The 17,038-nt window shown below is 36.5% G+C and carries 16 protein-coding genes and 2 pseudogenes; 12 read left to right on the forward strand and 6 right to left on the reverse strand.

Annotated features, from left to right (window positions below):
* Nucleotides 1-241 precede the first annotated feature (241 nt).
* The gene (locus tag HSM_RS02990; RefSeq protein WP_012341416.1) at nt 242-994 is read right to left on the reverse strand and encodes a DeoR/GlpR family DNA-binding transcription regulator; all 753 of its coding nucleotides are present in this window, start codon (nt 992-994) and stop codon (nt 242-244) included.
* A 235-nt stretch (nt 995-1,229) separates the two neighbouring features.
* Here HSM_RS02990 and HSM_RS02995 point away from each other — a divergent pair, with 235 nt between their 5' ends.
* From HSM_RS02995 to HSM_RS03010, 4 genes are all read left to right on the forward strand, one after another.
* A complete protein-coding gene (locus HSM_RS02995) occupies nt 1,230-1,913 on the forward strand; it encodes a 2,3-diphosphoglycerate-dependent phosphoglycerate mutase (protein WP_011609598.1) in 684 nt (227 codons plus the stop codon).
* Nucleotides 1,914-2,052: 139 nt separating this feature from the next.
* Nucleotides 2,053-3,384 carry a 30S ribosomal protein S12 methylthiotransferase RimO gene (gene rimO / locus HSM_RS03000; protein ID WP_012341417.1) on the forward strand — a complete coding sequence of 444 codons (1,332 nt, stop codon included), beginning with the start codon at nt 2,053-2,055 and terminating at the stop codon, nt 3,382-3,384.
* Nucleotides 3,385-3,475: 91 nt separating this feature from the next.
* The gene (gene envC, locus HSM_RS03005; protein WP_012341418.1) at nt 3,476-4,708 is read left to right on the forward strand and encodes a murein hydrolase activator EnvC; all 1,233 of its coding nucleotides are present in this window, start codon (nt 3,476-3,478) and stop codon (nt 4,706-4,708) included.
* A gap of 1 nt (nt 4,709) precedes the next feature.
* Nucleotides 4,710-5,567, forward strand: coding sequence for a divergent polysaccharide deacetylase family protein (locus HSM_RS03010; RefSeq protein ID WP_012341419.1), 858 nt, complete (start codon nt 4,710-4,712; stop codon nt 5,565-5,567).
* A gap of 54 nt (nt 5,568-5,621) precedes the next feature.
* On the opposite strand, the gene asnC is transcribed toward HSM_RS03010, so the two are convergent.
* Nucleotides 5,622-6,074 carry a transcriptional regulator AsnC gene (asnC, locus tag HSM_RS03015; RefSeq protein ID WP_011609594.1) on the reverse strand — a complete coding sequence of 151 codons (453 nt, stop codon included), beginning with the start codon at nt 6,072-6,074 and terminating at the stop codon, nt 5,622-5,624.
* Between the two features lie 183 nt (nt 6,075-6,257).
* On the opposite strand from asnC, the gene asnA reads away from it, so the two are divergent.
* Nucleotides 6,258-7,250: an aspartate--ammonia ligase gene (asnA, locus tag HSM_RS03020; protein WP_012341421.1), complete on the forward strand. Its 993-nt coding sequence runs from the start codon at nt 6,258-6,260 to the stop codon at nt 7,248-7,250.
* A gap of 116 nt (nt 7,251-7,366) precedes the next feature.
* Entirely contained in the window at nt 7,367-8,089 is a 723-nt protein-coding gene (locus HSM_RS03025) for an MgtC/SapB family protein (RefSeq protein WP_011609592.1), read from the forward strand.
* A 227-nt stretch (nt 8,090-8,316) separates the two neighbouring features.
* Here the strand turns inward: HSM_RS03025 and HSM_RS11120 are convergent, their stop codons facing one another.
* The 3 genes from HSM_RS11120 to HSM_RS03040 all read right to left on the reverse strand — a co-directional run bounded on the left by HSM_RS11120 (nt 8,317) and on the right by HSM_RS03040 (nt 10,245).
* Complete coding sequence (locus tag HSM_RS11120) at nt 8,317-8,634, reverse strand: hypothetical protein (RefSeq protein ID WP_228487880.1); 318 nt, start codon at nt 8,632-8,634, stop codon at nt 8,317-8,319.
* 107 nt (nt 8,635-8,741) lie between these two features.
* On the reverse strand, nt 8,742-9,155 hold the full coding sequence (locus HSM_RS03035) for a hypothetical protein (protein WP_012341422.1): 414 nt from the start codon (nt 9,153-9,155) through the stop codon (nt 8,742-8,744).
* Between the two features lie 28 nt (nt 9,156-9,183).
* Nucleotides 9,184-10,245 carry an IS1595 family transposase gene (locus tag HSM_RS03040; RefSeq protein WP_012341423.1) on the reverse strand — a complete coding sequence of 354 codons (1,062 nt, stop codon included), beginning with the start codon at nt 10,243-10,245 and terminating at the stop codon, nt 9,184-9,186.
* 498 nt (nt 10,246-10,743) lie between these two features.
* On the opposite strand from HSM_RS03040, the gene HSM_RS10935 reads away from it, so the two are divergent.
* From HSM_RS10935 to HSM_RS03060, 4 genes are read left to right on the forward strand one after another with little or no spacing between them, the layout of a single operon-like run.
* Entirely contained in the window at nt 10,744-10,953 is a 210-nt protein-coding gene (locus HSM_RS10935) for a hypothetical protein (protein WP_041605011.1), read from the forward strand.
* A gap of 59 nt (nt 10,954-11,012) precedes the next feature.
* On the forward strand, nt 11,013-12,131 hold the full coding sequence (locus HSM_RS03050) for a DNA cytosine methyltransferase (protein ID WP_012341425.1): 1,119 nt from the start codon (nt 11,013-11,015) through the stop codon (nt 12,129-12,131).
* The gene (locus HSM_RS03055; RefSeq protein WP_012341426.1) at nt 12,131-13,180 is read left to right on the forward strand and encodes a restriction endonuclease PLD domain-containing protein; all 1,050 of its coding nucleotides are present in this window, start codon (nt 12,131-12,133) and stop codon (nt 13,178-13,180) included. The genes HSM_RS03050 and HSM_RS03055 overlap by 1 nt, the downstream gene beginning before the upstream one ends.
* On the forward strand, nt 13,181-15,070 hold the full coding sequence (locus HSM_RS03060; protein WP_012341427.1) for a Z1 domain-containing protein: 1,890 nt from the start codon (nt 13,181-13,183) through the stop codon (nt 15,068-15,070).
* A gap of 43 nt (nt 15,071-15,113) precedes the next feature.
* On the opposite strand, the pseudogene HSM_RS03065 reads toward HSM_RS03060, so the two are convergent.
* Nucleotides 15,114-15,453, reverse strand: a pseudogene (locus HSM_RS03065) (helix-turn-helix domain-containing protein).
* 108 nt (nt 15,454-15,561) lie between these two features.
* Between HSM_RS03065 and HSM_RS10550 the strand changes: the two are divergent.
* Nucleotides 15,562-16,594, forward strand: a pseudogene (locus HSM_RS10550) (IS1595 family transposase).
* Nucleotides 16,594-17,034, forward strand: a complete 441-nt coding sequence (locus HSM_RS03080) for a hypothetical protein (RefSeq protein WP_012341430.1) — start codon at nt 16,594-16,596, stop codon at nt 17,032-17,034. Before HSM_RS10550 ends, HSM_RS03080 begins: the two are co-directional and overlap by 1 nt.
* Nucleotides 17,035-17,038 lie beyond the last annotated feature (4 nt).

Here is a 17,038-nt window from a genome sequence, read left to right on the forward strand (position 1 = left end):
ATTATGAGAGTAGTTTCAAGGATTACATTCTCGTAAAATTATGCTGCGTGCTTTGCATCATTTTTTGAAAGAATGTTAAAACTATTAGAAAGGAAAAATAGAAAGACAATAAGAAATTTATGAAAGTAGTTAAATTTCTGTGAAATTCATCACAAAAAACGCTAAAAAAATTAAAAGATAATGCCCGAATTAAATCAATTCTTTTGTAAATCGGGCATTATTTTGTTTGGATAAAGAGGATTTAAACAATAGTGATTAAAACATCAGATTTTTGGCAGTATGATGTCAAAGTTGGATTTGGAACTTGGTCTGTAAATAAAATATCTATTTGTGATAAATCTGTTAAACGAATCAAATTTCTACGTTCAAACTTAGAACTGTCTAATAAGAGAAATTTCTGTTCACAAGCATCCATTAATTTACGTTTAATTGAGGCATTAAGCTCATTTGATTCCCAAACTCCACCGCTACTATCAATGCCGGTGCAAGAGAAAATCCCAATATCAATATGTAAACGTTGTAATAATTGTTCGGATAACGGTCCATAAAAAGCATCATATTTCACTGAATAAACGCCACCCGTTGCAATGGTTTTAATATTAGGTTTATTAACAAGTGCGGTAATGTTATGCATAGAATTGGTCACTACTGTGCAAGGAATATTGGGGATCATTTGTGCAAAATGCCAGCTGGTTGAACTGGCATCCAAACCAAGTACAATACCTTCAAACATATATTCAATGGCGGAAGCGGCTATGGCACGTTTTTTATCGCAATTAAAGCGTTGTCGGCTTTGAAAAGAACTCCCGACATCTTTCGCTTTACGGCTGACAGCACCTCCATGTACACGATGAATTAACCCTCTCTTATCCAAATCGGTTAGATCTCTTCGAATAGTTTCCACAGATACGTCAAATTGTTTAGCTAAATCATTTACATTCACTTTTCCGGATGAATTTATTAATTGCAAAATCAATGTTTCTCTTGATGACATTTCTTTTCTCCAAGCAGTCAAGATGGTTACGAAAGATTACACGCTAAACGATAGTAAGATCAACTGTTGAAAAATTACCGCACTTTGCCTTAAATTTATTTTACTGTCATTGGTAGTGTTAATATGTTCAAGAAGAATTGCGTCAGATCAGGAAAAGCTGACTTTTCACTTTAAAATATACTCATTTTTTGCTATAAAGTCGGCAGTTTTTTACTTAATACTTAGGAGATATTTTATGGAGTTAGTATTTATTCGCCATGGTTTTAGTGAGTGGAATGCCAAAAACTTGTTTACCGGCTGGCGTGATGTGAATTTAACAGAACGTGGTATTGAAGAAGCTAAAGCAGCAGGTAAAAAATTACTTGAAGCTGGTTATGAATTTGATATTGCATTTACCTCAGTTTTAACTCGGGCAATTAAAACCTGCAATATCGTGTTAGAAGAATCTAACCAATTATGGATTCCTCAAGTGAAGCACTGGCGTTTAAATGAGCGTCATTACGGTGCTTTACAAGGGTTGGATAAAAAAGCAACTGCTGAACAGTATGGTGATGAACAAGTTCACATTTGGCGTCGTTCTTATGATGTTTCTCCACCGGATTTAGATCCGCAAGATCCGAATTCTGCACATAACGACCGCCGTTATGCTCTTTTACCTAAAGACGTTGTGCCAAATGCTGAGAACTTAAAAATCACTCTTGAACGTGTTCTGCCATTTTGGGAAGATCAAATTGCACCCGCACTTCTTTCTGGTAAACGTGTACTTGTCACTGCACACGGTAACTCTTTACGTGCATTAGCAAAACACATTATCGGTATTTCTGATGAAGAAATTATGGCTTTTGAAATTCCAACTGGCCAGCCGTTAGTGTTAAAACTGGATGAACAGTTAAATTTTGTTGAGAAATTCTATCTATAATTTCTTTATATACCTAATCAATGGCTGAGGGCATCTCAGCCTTTTTGTATCACTTTTTACATTGATTTGATTTTATCTTGTCGCAATTCCTCTTTAATTTCTGTACAATTGGCAGATTTTGTGTTTATTGAGATATTCTATGAGTTCATCCCCAAATATTGGCTTTATCAGCCTTGGTTGCCCCAAAAATTTAGTTGATTCTGAGCGTATTCTGACAGAGTTACGTTCAGATGGTTATAATATTATTTCCAGTTATGAAGGGGCAGATTTAGTTATTGTCAATACCTGTGGCTTTATTGATAGTGCGGTGCAGGAATCATTGGAATCTATCGGAGAAGCTTTAGAGAATAACGGTAAAGTGATTGTGACTGGTTGTTTAGGGGCGAAAGAGAACCAAATTCGTGAAATTCATCCGCAGGTGCTGGAGATCACAGGTCCGCATAGCTATGAAGCCGTGATGAAACATGTGCATAAATATGTACCTAAACCTGAATACAGTCCTTATACTAGTCTTGTGCCGAAACAAGGGATAAAACTGACGCCAAAACATTATGCTTATTTAAAAATTTCGGAAGGTTGTGATCATCGTTGTACTTTTTGTATCATCCCTTCTATGCGAGGTGATTTAGATAGCCGTTCCATTGTGCATATACTCGATGAAGCCAAACGCCTTGTAGATGCTGGTGTGAAAGAGATTTTGGTAGTATCTCAAGATACCTCTGCTTATGCCTTGGATAAGAAGAAAGAAAATGCCAGTAAAACGGTATTCTGGAATGGGATGCCGATTAAAAATGATCTGATTACTTTATGTGAAAAATTAGGTTCGCTCGGTGCGTGGGTGCGGTTGCATTATGTTTATCCTTATCCGCACGTAGACAATCTCATTCCATTGATGGCAGAAGGTAAAATCTTGCCTTATTTGGATATCCCCTTACAACATGCCAGTCCTAAAATTTTAAAGATGATGAAACGTCCGGGTTCAATTGAACGTACTTTAGAGCGTATCAAAAAATGGCGTGAAATTTGTCCTGATTTAACTTTGCGTTCTACCTTTATTGTTGGTTTTCCGGGAGAAACGGAGGAAGATTTCCAGTTATTATTGGATTTCTTGCAAGAAGCACAACTTGATCGTGTTGGTTGTTTTAAATTCAGTCCTGTTGAAGGTGCGGTCGCCACCGATATGGAAGATCAAATACCGGAAGAAATCAAAGAGGAACGGTTTCACCGTTTTATGCAGTTGCAACAAAAAATTTCCGCTGAACGTTTACGGCAAAAAATTGGTAGAACATTATCTGTCATTATTGATGAGATTGACGAAGAAGGCATTATTGGTCGTACGATGGCAGATGCACCGGAAATTGATGGCGTTGTTTACGTAGATAATTTTTCAAAAGTGGAAGTAAAACTCGGACAAATTATTAATGTAACTATTACCAACGCAGATGAATATGATTTATGGGGAGAGATTTAAGTGCAGTTAAGTGCGGGTTGAATTACCGGAATATTTATTCTCCCTCAGAAGCAGTGATATATTATAAAATTCAATTTCCAGGATATGTATCATGTTATTTTTACGACAAAAATTCAAAAATAGATTAAAACTTACCGCACTTTTTTATGTAGTTTATTTGCTTTTTTCGTTTGTTGCTCGTGCCAATGAACTTACTCGCCTCCAAGAAAAAATTAAGTTACAAGAACAAAAAATTGCACAACAAAAAAATGAACAAAATGAATTACAAAACGTATTAAAAAACCAAGAAAATAAAATTAGTCAAGCGGAAGATAAATTACGTCAAACAGAAGAAAATTTGAAAGAAACACAACAACTTATCAATACAACAGATAAACAGATAAAACGCTTGGAAATGCAGCTCAAAAGTCAAAAAAAACTGCTTGCAGAGCAAATAGATAAAATGTACCGAGCTGAGATTAATTCTTCCGCAGTTGAAAAGTTGTTTTCTCAAGAGGCACAAAAATCTGAACGTATGCAGATTTATTATCGTCAGATGAATCAAACTCGTGTAAAGTTGATTAATGAAATCCAACAAACTCAAGAACAGCTGGAGAATGAAAAAGCCCTTATTCAAGGAAAAAGAAAAAATCAGCAAAATCAGCTGACAACACAAAAACAACAACGACAAGAACTACAAAAATTACAGCGTGAGCAACAATTAATGCTTGAACAGCTGAATCAAAATTTAGTAAAAGATCAAAATAAGTTGGAGCAATTAAAGGCAAATGAAATTGCCTTGCGTCAACAAATTCAGCGAGCGGAGAAAATTACTAAAGAGAAGGAACAGCGAGAGCGGGCAGCATTGGCACGGAAAAAAGAGTCGGAAGAAAGGAAAAACCGAAAACCTTATAAACCGACAGCACAAGAAAAGCAACTTATGGCAAGTAAAAAAGGTTTAGGTGTTGCAAAAAAACAGTATTCTTTTCCTGTACAGGGTAAAGTTGTACAAGGTTTCGGTACAAGTCAAATGGGAGAATTGAAATGGAAGGGTATGGTAATTTCTGCGGTAAAAGGTTCTCCAGTAAAAGTAATTGCAGATGGACGGGTTATTTTAGTCAGTCGTCTTGCAGGTTATGGTTTAATGGTAATCGTTAAACATGGAGAGCATGATCTCACCCTGTACGGTTACAATCAATCTGCTATGGTTGAAGAAGGACAATTTGTGAAAGCCGGACAAAAAATTGCTGAGGTTGGTGATACGGGGAGTTATGCACTTCCGGCACTTTATTTTGAGATTCGTCGTAAAGGGATACCTGTTAACCCGATGGGTTGGGTAAAATAAAATGAGAAGAAATATATGTATTAAAAGTGCGGTTAAAATCAGTCTTATGGGGCTAATCCTGAGCATTGTATCGTCTTTTATTTATGCTCAACATAAACTGGCGATTGTAATTGATGATATTGGATATCGTCTTAAGGAAGATAATCAGATTTATTCTCTGCCAAAAGAAGTTTCTGTTGCCATTATTCCTTCCGCACCTCATGCTAAACAACGTGATCAACAGGCAAAACAACAAAACAGAGATATTTTAATTCATTTACCTATGCAACCGCTTAATCAGCAAAAAATTGAAGATGGCGGAATAAAATTAGGTATGTCGCAGCCGGAAGTTTATCAGCGAGTCAGAAATGCTAAAAGTATTTTACCTAACGCTATAGGTATGAATAATCACATGGGAAGTGCGGCGACAGCCGATAAAGATTTAATGAACAAATTAATGACCGCACTTTTGCAACAAAATTTATTCTTTCTTGATAGCCGAACCATTGGGCGATCAGTTGCGGGGAAAATAGCGAGAGAGTTTGGTATACCCACTTTGGAACGTCATATTTTTCTTGATGATAGTGATAAACTTAGTGATGTTCAACGCCAATGGAATGCCGCCATTCAATATGCTCGTAAACGGGGAACGGCTATTGTGATTGGACATCCGAGAAAAAATACGATTGCAGTTTTGCAAATGGGGATAAAACAATTACCAAAAGATATTCAATTAGTGGGTATTGGCAGTTTGTGGCGTAATGAGAAGATAATTCCTCAGAAACCTTTTATTTATCTGTTTAATGATATACCCGCACCGACATCGCAAGCACCATTTCAAACTATTCCTTTGTTAAGAGGAGTACCGACCGATATATAACAGAAAATACATGATTGAAGAATAAACCTCTGAAGGATTTTCAGAGGTTGGAAGTTAAGGGCGAATGTCTCGTAAGATAGGATTTTGCATAGAAATTAATGTTTCTGTAGATTGAATTTCATCAATTAATTGAATTTTTGTAGCAAGAACTGAATGAAGTTCTGCAATAGTATGGGTCATGACTTTAATGAAGATAGAATAGTTACCGGTCGTATAGTATGCTTCAACTACTTCATTGATATTCTCTAATTGCTTGATAACTTTGTCGTAATCTTTAGCACTTTTTAAAATAATACCGATAAAGCAACATACATCATAACCTAATTTACGTTCATCAATGCGGATTTTTGTGCCTTGAATGATGCCGGATTGACGCATTTTTTCTACTCGCACATGGATAGTGCCGGGACTGACACCGAAATTTTTCGCCATTTCTGCATAAGGTGTACGTGCATCTTTGATTAATACTCGTAAGATTTGTTGATCTAATTGGTCTAAATTTGGCATATTTATTTTTCCTTATTATTCAGAATTAGAAAATATATAAAAATATTATGCTATTTTTAATATAAATTCAATATTAATAAAAAAATAAATAAATGGTATTGAATTAGTGGTATGTTTTATTAAATAATACCTAACGTGAATTTAATATTCAATTACTCGTTATTAATTATTAGGATGTATGTCATGAAAAAATCATTTATTTTACAACAACAAGAAATTAGTTTTGCTAAAAACACTTTTACAGAAAAATTAATCGAACATTTAGGCATCATTGAAGTTCAAGGACCTATCTTAAGTCAAGTGGGAAATGGTATTCAAGATAATCTTTCAGGTACAGAGAAAGCGGTTCAAGTAAATGTGAAACAGATCACTGATGCCAAATTTGAAGTGGTGCATTCATTGGCAAAATGGAAACGTCATACATTAGCTCGTTTTAACTTTGCAGAGAATGAAGGCTTATTTGTACATATGAAAGCATTACGTCCCGATGAAGATAGTCTGGATCAAACCCACTCTGTTTATGTTGATCAATGGGATTGGGAAAAAGTTATTCCAACAGGACGTCGCAACCTTGCTTATTTAAAAGAAACTGTACGTTCAATTTATCAAGCTATTTTGGAAACGGAAGATGCAGTACACCAAAAATTTGGGTTGAGTAAATTTTTACCTAGAGAGATTACTTTTATACACAGTGAGGAACTTGTTCAACGTTATCCTGAATTGAACGATAAACAACGTGAAAATGCGATTTGTAAAGAATATGGTGCAGTATTCTTAATGGGAATTGGGGGAGTATTATCAGATGGCAAACCACATGATAAGCGTGCACCTGATTATGATGACTGGACAACACCGTCTGAAGGTGAGTATTTAGGTTTGAATGGTGATATTCTTGTTTGGAATCCTGTATTGGAGCGTGCATTTGAAGTATCTTCTATGGGCATTCGTGTAGATGAAACCGCATTACGTAAACAACTGGCATTAACTGGTGATGAAGATCGGTTGCAATTTGACTGGCATCAAGATCTTGTCAACGGACGTTTACCGCTTTCTATTGGTGGTGGGATTGGTCAATCTCGCTTGGCGATGTTGCTTTTACAGAAAAAACATATTGGCGAAGTGCAATCAAGTGTTTGGCCAAAAGTTGTTACAGAACAGTTTGAAAACATTCTGTAGCGTGCTTTTGAATATTATATTGAAAAAGTGCGGTAAAAATACCGCACTTTTTTATATTAACGCTGGTGTATTCTTGATAGAATGAGCACTCACTTATGCTTAATAAAATATAATTTATGTATAACTCATTTTCTTCTTTATTTGAACAAGTTTTGCAGTCTCCCGATTTTATCATTTTAATAAAAATGTCTGTTGCTATGCTATTGGGTGGAGCAATTGGCTTGGAACGAGAATTGAAGCATAAACCAGTTGGTGTAAAAACTTGTGTGATTATTGCGGTTACAACTTGTATTCTGACCATTGTGTCAATTAAAGCTGCGGAACATTATGCACAAGTTTCAGAAAATATCCGAACGGATCCAATGAGGTTAGCGGCACAAGTCATTAGTGGCATCGGGTTTCTAGGTGCGGGGGTAATTTTACGTAAAAGTAACGATGCTATTTCAGGATTGACAACTGCTGCTATTATTTGGGCAGCTGCTGGTATTGGTATTGTTGCTGGAGCCGGCTTCTTTTTTGATGCTTCAGTTGCTACATTTATGATTTTAATCGCAGTTCGGGTAGGTCCGACGTTACAACAAATTATCCGTCGCAGTACACGTAGAACACGTAAAACTAAAATTTATATTCAACTTAGTTCACCATTGATCATCAGTAACGTTACGGATATTTTAATTAATAATAATTACCGAATTGATAGTTTATCTGTCAAAGATTTACAAAATGGAGAAGTGCGTTTAACCATTAGAGGATTAATCACAGATAAATCGAAAGTACAAGGCGTTTATTTGTTACTAAAAGATGAAGAAGGCGTTGTCAGTATTGATTTGGCTAATTAAAAGAAAAATCCAGATATTTAATTGATTTGCTCCAAAAGTTGTACTACATACGCCATCAACAAATTAAGGGGTAGATTTTTTATGATCAAAGGGAATAGCTCCTTAAAATTTTTACGGTATTATGTAGCAGTTGCACAAAGACCTAAATTCATTAAAAAAAACCGCTTAGAAATGAAATGCCCTAAACTGATTTTTCAGCCTAGGGCATTTGTTATGACATATTGTGGCTAATACGGAAAACTCACATCATTGTTATGCTGGTGATATTTTTGCCAAAATGCGTGATATTGTTTTTTCACCGATGTGTTTAATAAAAACGGGATTATCAATACATAGGTCGGGCAATTCCATAGCATTGCACGTTGTGTATCCGTGCCGATTTTGGTGCGTAAGTAACCAAACTGATACATTAGACCCAATCCAATCGTTATCCACTCTAATAGCATAATAAATAAAGTCGCATCAGTGAGTGAAACCAGTATCTTATGGTGTGGTAGCCATTGATAAAGTAGCACGCCCACTACTAGCATTATTACGGATAGCATAAAAGTATGCCTCACCTTTAACTGGTGACACTGGCAGCAGACAGCACAAAAAGCTAGAGCATATAACATCATCAAAGAATAAAATAAAATCATTGTTAACCCCCCCTTTAATGTGTGTTCATCATCGCTTTTTGACCTATAAAAGCCCTATCTAACCAATACTTATCGACTTCATTAGAGATGATAGGACTCTCAAATACTTCCATTACTGAATCAATATCCTGAATCTTTTTCTGTACCTGAAAGTGAGCGTAAGCCAAACTAAAGTAAGGGGTTGGCTCAATTTCTTTATTCTCGCCCTTTTCATCGTAAGGCTGATGTAACAACATATCATTTGAATCATCTTGGGATTCAAGTGATTGAGGTAATGTATCCCACGAAATGCCCTCTTCATTCATTACTTTCAACGCTATCCTATCGGCTAAGGTAGGTTGATTTTCTAATAAGCAGGTAATCGGGTCATTGGTATCATAATCAAAACGAATGCCATGAACATCAATCGGTGTGATGGTTTTCATCATTATAAGATTTCCTTTGTGTTGAGGGTGATTAAACAGCAATGTGATAGTCTGCTGCATTTTCGCTTAAACTGGCTATTCCAAAGGTAGCAGGCGGTCTTTTATTGCCTTGCCAATAACCGACAAAATGCCGTGAGGGCGGACAGCTTAGGCGTTTGTTGAGTAATTGGGTAAATTTTTCTTTCTCGCTTTTACGGCGTTCATCTTCCCGCCAAGCGGTTTCATTCGCATAGTGCATCATATAGCGGTTGCTGATTCGGTGATGAACCCCTGTCATCATTCGCCTAAATCGAGCGAAAAACGATTCGACAAGGTTGTTGGTGATGCCGTCTATTGAGCAGTATTCTTGTGAGTGATTCACTCGTTCTAACCGATAATGAATGTTGAGCAGGCCATAGGCGGCATTTTCATCTGCACAAATTACGCTGTTGGCTTTCACTAAGTGATGCGTGAGAGCAAGAATATCATTGCCATTTTCTTCCTTAATCATTGCCACAATACTTTTATCTGCACCTTTCATTATGGATTGATTGGTGGCTCGTTGACGGAAAACGATTACACACGCCTTGTCTTTACGTTGATTGCGTTTGGCTCGTCTATCTATCCGTCTATGTTTAAAATTCTTTGGGCGAATGTAGTAATTCACATAGCAGCCATCTGAATGTATCTCACCTGATAAGGGAGTTAAATCTTTAGTGAGATTGAACGACTCTCGCAATTTATGTAGCAATACCCAAGCCGTTTTATATTGCACATTGAGTTTGTGAGAAAGCGAAATAGCCGATAAGCCTGTGCTTTCTGTGGCAAACAAATACAGAGCTATCAAAATCTGACGTAATGAGAGTTTATGAAATTGGAAAATTGTGCCTGTCGTAATCGAAAAACGAGTGTGGCAATGCTTACATTGCCATTGTTGGCGAGTGTTAGTGAAGTAGGCGGAATGACGGACACCGCAATGAGGACAAACTTGTTCATCTTCCGTTCCCCAGCGGGCTTTTTTGAGTAGAGCCTGTATTTCTGCATCAGCAAGCCCAACCACTTGTGTCAGTGACAAGTGGCGAGCGTTCGCAGATAACAGGAAATGCTGTGCCATAAAAACAAAAATCCCTTTATTGCCACTCTCAATTTTCCAAGCCTTTTTAGACTTAAAAACAATCAAAAGTTGTAATAAAGGGACTATTATTCGTGCCAAAAATGATAATAGTAACAGGGGTATTGTCAAGTGATACTTTCAAGCAAAAATTCAAAAGTCTGTCAAGTTATTTTTGATGGAATATAAAAAATAAATTTAAATTATTGATATTAAATTACTATTTTGTGAAAAATAATAGAGATTTGGGGATTTTTGTGTGTTTAATTGATGATTTTTTGTTCAATCTGATTTTCAAAGGTTGTATGATTATTGAGCTATTTTGAGTGATTAGGTGGCTAATTCTGAGGGGTATCTTGCTAAATATTTAAGGACAACGATAGTACCGTTTACCATCAATAACAAGCAGATTTTGGTTTACTAAATCTTTGGTATAGAAATGATAGTAAGCGAAATGATTCTGCGGCATAATTCGAGATTCATTTATTTTAAGGATTTAAAATGTTCTTGACACTATTTGCTTTACAATTAACATTGTTGCGTTGCGTTGCGTTGCGTTGCGTTGCGTTGCGTTGCGTTGCGTTGCGTTGCGTTGCGTTGCGTTGCGTTGCGTTGCGTTGCGTTGCGTTGCGTTGCGTTGCGTTGCGTTGCGTTGCGTTGCGTTGCGTTGCGTTGCGTTGCGTTGCGTTGCGTTGCGTTGCAACAGAATAGATCTTTACAAAAATTCGTTCAAAGAATTTTTTCAACTTTTTGTATGGGAGTAAAATCCTATGCAGTCTAATCAACTCTCTTTATTTGGTACGCAACCAAAACCAAAAATCCTTTCTCTTTTTTCAGGCTGTGGAGGTTTGGATCTTGGCTTTCACCAAGCTGGTTACGAAACAGTTTGGGCGAACGACTTTTCTCATTGGGCATGCGAAAGTTTCCGTAAAAATATCGGTGATGTAATTGTAGAAGGTGATATTGAACAGATTAACCCAAATGATCCTACGATTCCCGACTGCGATATTATTCTTGGTGGTTTTCCGTGCCAAGACTTTTCGATGATTTGGAAACAGCCTGGCCTAGATGGCGAGCGAGGCAATCTTTACAAGAGCTTTTTACGCTTTGTGAATGCCAAAAAACCGAAAGTGTTTGTAGCAGAAAATGTGAAAGGTTTGCTGACAGCAAATAAGAAAAAAGCCATTCAACAAATTATTACTGATTTTGAAAGCTGCGGTTATTACGTTCAAGCTAAGTTGTATAACTTTGCCGAATTTGGCGTACCACAATTTCGTGAACGTGTGCTGATTGTCGGCGTACGTTTAGATACTGGCTTTAATTTTCAACACCCAATGCCAACTCATAATGCAAGAGGTGAAAATGGGCTAAAACCTTACGTTACCGCAGGTCAAGCTGTTTCTAATATTCCAAACGATGCGATGAACAATGAGCTGATGAAAATTAGCGATAAAACTCGTCAAATGCTGTCACTTATTCCCGAGGGGGGTAATTTTACCGATATTCCGAAAGATCATCCTTTGTATGTGAAAGGAATGATTAGCCACGTTTACCGCCGTATGCATAGAGATGAACCATCAAAAACCATTATTGCAGCTGGCGGTGGTGGCACTTGGGGCTATCATTTTCCTGAGCCTCGAGCCTTTACTAATCGTGAACGTGCCAGATTGCAAAGTTTCCCTGATGATTTTGAATTTATTGGCTCAGCTACTGAAGTTCGCCGTCAAATTGGCAATGCTGTTCCACCGCAAGGCGTAGTAGAGCTTGCAAAAGCAATTTTGCCTATTTTCTCGGATAATTATGAAAAAGTAGATTTACACGAAAAATTGGAAATAGAAAAAACAGAAGTCTTCCAAAACCGTTTAAATAAAATTCGTGGAGGAAAATAATGAACACCGTTTTTTCTAATATCGCCAATGCACGTATTACCCCAAAATCTTTAAATAAAGTTTGGACAGATTTATTTATGTCGTCTGATGAAGTCCTGATGACGACTGGTTATGTTTCAAATGATGCAGTAAAAGAATTACACAAAATTTTGGAACATAATCAATCTATTCAAACTGTTAAGCTATTGGTTGGAATGCACTATTTAGAAGGTTTTAGTCAGCTTCAATATGATAGCTTGTGTGAACTTAATCAATTTTTGCAGCAAGAACAGCGTGGTGCGGTTTATGTTTCTCCTTTTGTTAAATTTCACGGCAAAATGTATTCATTCAAAAATAGAAATGAAATACAAGGTTTAATTGGTTCAGCAAATTTAACGTGTTTTTGGGATAAAACAGAAAGAACCTATGAAACTATGTTTCATCTTGAAAAACTACCTGCGATCTCATTAAGAACAGATATTCAAACGACAATTTCTAAATTGGGGAAACACTTAGAAGAAGCTAAACGCCCCGATCATTTTAGAGATCATAATATTAATTTAGCTCAATGTTTAGGTGTACAAAAGGTCTCGCCTGAACATTTGGTTTCTTATTTTGAAAAAACATCTCAATATAAATTTGAAATTCCTGCAAAAACTGAACCTAAAAGTAATTTAAATGTATTCTTTGGCGATCCAAGAGTGGGTAGAAAAGTTTTGCCAAGACCCTGGTATGAAGTAGAACTTATTATTCCTGCGACAATTGTTCGGCAAGAGGGTTATCCAACGAACAGAAAAATTCAAGTGATTACCGATGACGGTTGGTTATTTCCTTGTTATTCAAAACCAAAAAATAAAGGTGAAAAATTATCAACGGAAAACTTCCGTTCCGAAAACGATCTAAAAACCTTAGGAAAATGGATTAAAGGAAGATTAGAAAGTGCCAACTGTTTAAAAACAGGCGAAAAGATCACTGAAGAAACTCTACGAAAATACGGTAATGATCATTTTGAATTTCGTTCAACGGATAATCCCGATATTTGGTTACTTTCATTTAAGGGGAAAAACTAAATGCTGCAAACCTATTTAAATCAACTTACACCACCTGAATTAGCTGATTCTATAAAAAACACCGTTTCCGGATTTATGGATAAATTGGCTCAAATTGAGCTAAAGAAAGCCCAAAATGTTTTATTATTAGGCAATGTACAAAGTGGTAAAACAGCCCAAGTTTTAGGTGTATTAAGTGCATTGGCTGACGATGGCGATCATAAAATTTTCCTTTATCTGACTACTGATAGTGTCGATTTACAGCAGCAAACCGTAAAACGAGCTAAAGCAAGTTTGGATAAATTTATCGTCTTATCAGAAGATGATGACAAAAGTTTTACTCAAGTAATGAAAGCAGATAATCCGATTTTAGTAGTTATCAAGAAAAATGCTAGTGTGTTAAGACGTTGGCGAAACTTATTTAAAAGCCAAGAAAATTTAAAAGGCTACCCTCTAGTGATTGTGGACGACGAAGCTGATGCGGCAAGCCTCAATACTAATGTAAATAAACATGACAAAGATGCTAGTACAGTCAATAAATTATTAAATGAAATCAAAAATAGCTGTTGTCAAAGTTTATTTATTCAATTAACGGCAACGCCACAATCCTTATTGTTGCAGCACTTGGAGTCTAATTGGCAGCCTGATTTTATTCATTTCTTTGAACCAGGTGAGAAATATATTGGCGGAAATTTTGTTTTTTCCGATCCACCAAGTTATATTTTCCGAGCGATTGACAGCGAATTAGATGAGATTAAAGATGATAGTAGCGATATTCCTTATGGTGTTAAACAGGCGTTACAATCATTTATGATTACTTGTGCAGAATTTGATTTATGCAATAAAACTAACTGTAATTTTGCATTACACCCAAGTTATAAAATCCAAGATCATAAAGCATTTGCAGATAAAATTAAATCTTGTTTAAATGAGTTAGTATACGCCGTAAATAATGATGAAAATTTTGCAAATAGTTTTAAAGAAAGCTATCAAGATTTACAGAAAACTAAACCCAATATTCATCACTTTGAAGAAATCTACGAAAACCTGACCGCACTTTTGCAAAATAAACGAATTAATGTTGTTGTGCTAAATTCTAAAACTGAATCTGATTTTGATTTAGAAAAAGAGTTTAATATCGTGATTGGCGGTAATGTGATTGGGCGTGGTTTAACTATTCCAAAACTGCAAACAGTTTATTATAGTCGTACAGCCAAAAAGCCAAATGCAGATACTTTTTGGCAGCATTCTCGCATTTTTGGTTATGATCGTGATACATCTCTGTTAAGGCTTTATATGCCAACGGATGTATATAAATTTTTTGTATCGCTTAATCAAGCAAATAATTTAATTATTGAACAAGCCAAGCAATTAAACGGCAATGTACAAATTATTTATCCGAAAAATATCAACCCAACACGTAAAAATGTGTTGAAATCAGATGCAATCAATCAACTTGTTGGCGGTGTAAATTATTTTCCATTTAAGCCAAATGAAAAAAATTTAGCCCAAATCAACGGATTACTTTCTGCTATTGAGCAAAATCCAATTAAGGAAGATTTATATCAAATTGACAGTGAAACCTTATTTTTAATTTTAGAAAACCTAGGTAATTATCAATCTGATGATTGGGATAAAGAAAAATTTATTACCAGTATTCAAGCCTTAAAAACTCAACGCCCAAGTTTTAATAATTATGTTTTAATCAAAAAGGGAAGAAAAATTGGTAGAGCTACTGGTACAATGCTTTCTGAAGATGATCGTAAATTAGGTGATAAATATCCAAACGATTTGTTTTTAACACTTTACCTTGTAGTTGGTGATGAAAATAAAGGTTGGAAAGGCAAAGATTTTTGGTTGCCTAACATCAAATTGCCACATAAAGGTTTAGTTTATTGGGGATTAAAATAACATTATGCCATCTGAATGCAAATTCAGATGGCTTTTTACTATATTAAACATTATCGATTTTTGAAATTTCTTTAAAAGAAATCGAAAAAGCTTCTTTGAGGTTTTCAGGCATTGCACGGTAGGTATGCGATGAGCTTTTCCTCTTGATTAGACATATTTTCTTGGGAGATGGTTTGGAACATCGTCCCATTCCCAGTCAGTAACCAAGTAATACTTATTCCGAATGCTTGACGAATTTTCAACAATGCTTCAACATTCGGATCTCGTCCCTCATTAAGATAATTCATTGCAGAGCGATACGAGATTCCCGTCACATTTGAGAACTCCGTCACAGTCATATTTTTAGCTTCAAGAACCTGCTTTAAACGATTTGATATGCACATTATTTCACATTTCTCTTGTTAAAAGTGAATGATTGTGATACTTTGTGCACAATCAATATGAATGATGTTTCATATTCTAGTTTAATCAAGGTTTAACTGCAATCTCTTATGTCTCAACATTTTCTTCTTTCCAGCAAAGCCCGCACGCTTCGTCATTACAGATAGCCCGCCTATCTGATGACGAAGGGTTTGCGATGCTGTGTGAAATTCATTGGGGAAGTCAGGAAAATGTGTGCTGCCCGAAATGTGGCGTACAACATAAAGCCTATTTTATTGCCAGCCGTAAGCAGTGGCGATGCAAGCATTGTAACCATACATTCAGCATTACATCAGGCACGATTTTTGCTAATCGCAAGAAGTCGTTACAAACCTATCTCTACATCATTGCCAAATTCGTTAATGTCGCCAAAGGCATTTCTTCATTACAACTGGCCCGTGATGCGGGAGTCAATTACCGCACGGCGTTTGTTTTGTCGCATAAAATCCGCAAAGCCTTATTAGATACACGTGATTTACAGCCCATATCAGGGGGAAGTCGATATGGACAGCTCTTATGTTTACCCCGCTCCTCGTAAAGAAAATAAGAAATCTGACCGCTTGGATTATCGTTTGAAAGCCAATCAACACCCTGATAAACGTTGTGTGATTGTCGCTCGTGAGCATTATTCGGTAAAAGTGTGAGAGTGTACTGCATTGCGGAGCAAAACGTTCACTGGTAATGGTGGCAAAATCCGAAACGGAGCCTGTCGTCAATACGTTTGCGAACCGCTTTATTCAAGCCAATAGCCGTATCAATACCGATGAAAGCTCTGCCTACGATGTGTTATTGCCACGTTACGATTTACGCACGGTCAATCACAAGGAAGAATACCGTAGCGATTTAGGGATAACAAATAACCAAGCGGAAAGCCTGTTCAGTCGCTTTAAGCGAATGTATTACGGACAAGTGCATAAAATGAGTAATGCTTATCTGCTCAATTATGCGAATGAAGTGGCTTACCGTGAGGATAACCGCAGAAAGCCGAATGGTTGGCAGTTTAATGATATCTTAGATAAATGTTTACATACCACTAATGAAAACAATGAGTGGTGTGGTTGTTGGCAACGCAAAATCGTGCATCAAGAGGTATTGTGGCAATAATGGCAAAATCGGTCTGCATTAATCAAATTGAACGTAAAATCCGCTTATTCGAGCGTGAACGTGAGCAAGTTGTAAAGCATTTAGCCCTTGTGGACGATAAGCTACAAAAGCTCCGACACGCCCTTGAGGTATTAGAACATCGCCATTCCGCCGATAAATACAATACCGCCTATTTTACCTATAAATTACATCAACGCCATTTCAAAGGTAAGCTGCGGAAGATGTTAATCGAAGTATTAAGGCAAGAACCAAACCGCTATTTTACCGTGAGCGAATTGATTAGCTTAGTGCTAATTAAGGACGGTCAAGCAGATACCCCTATCACAGCTCAACATACCGTATCAATGCGTGGGGCGTTAAAGCATTGGTTGGATAAAGGCGTTGTAGAACGCCTTGAAAAGAATGTGGTAGAAGTACGTTGGAAGCTGAAACAAGAATAGCGAC

The sequence above is a fragment of the Histophilus somni 2336 genome, from assembly GCF_000019405.1.
In the GTDB taxonomy this organism is placed as follows: Bacteria; Pseudomonadota; Gammaproteobacteria; order Enterobacterales; family Pasteurellaceae; genus Histophilus; species Histophilus somni.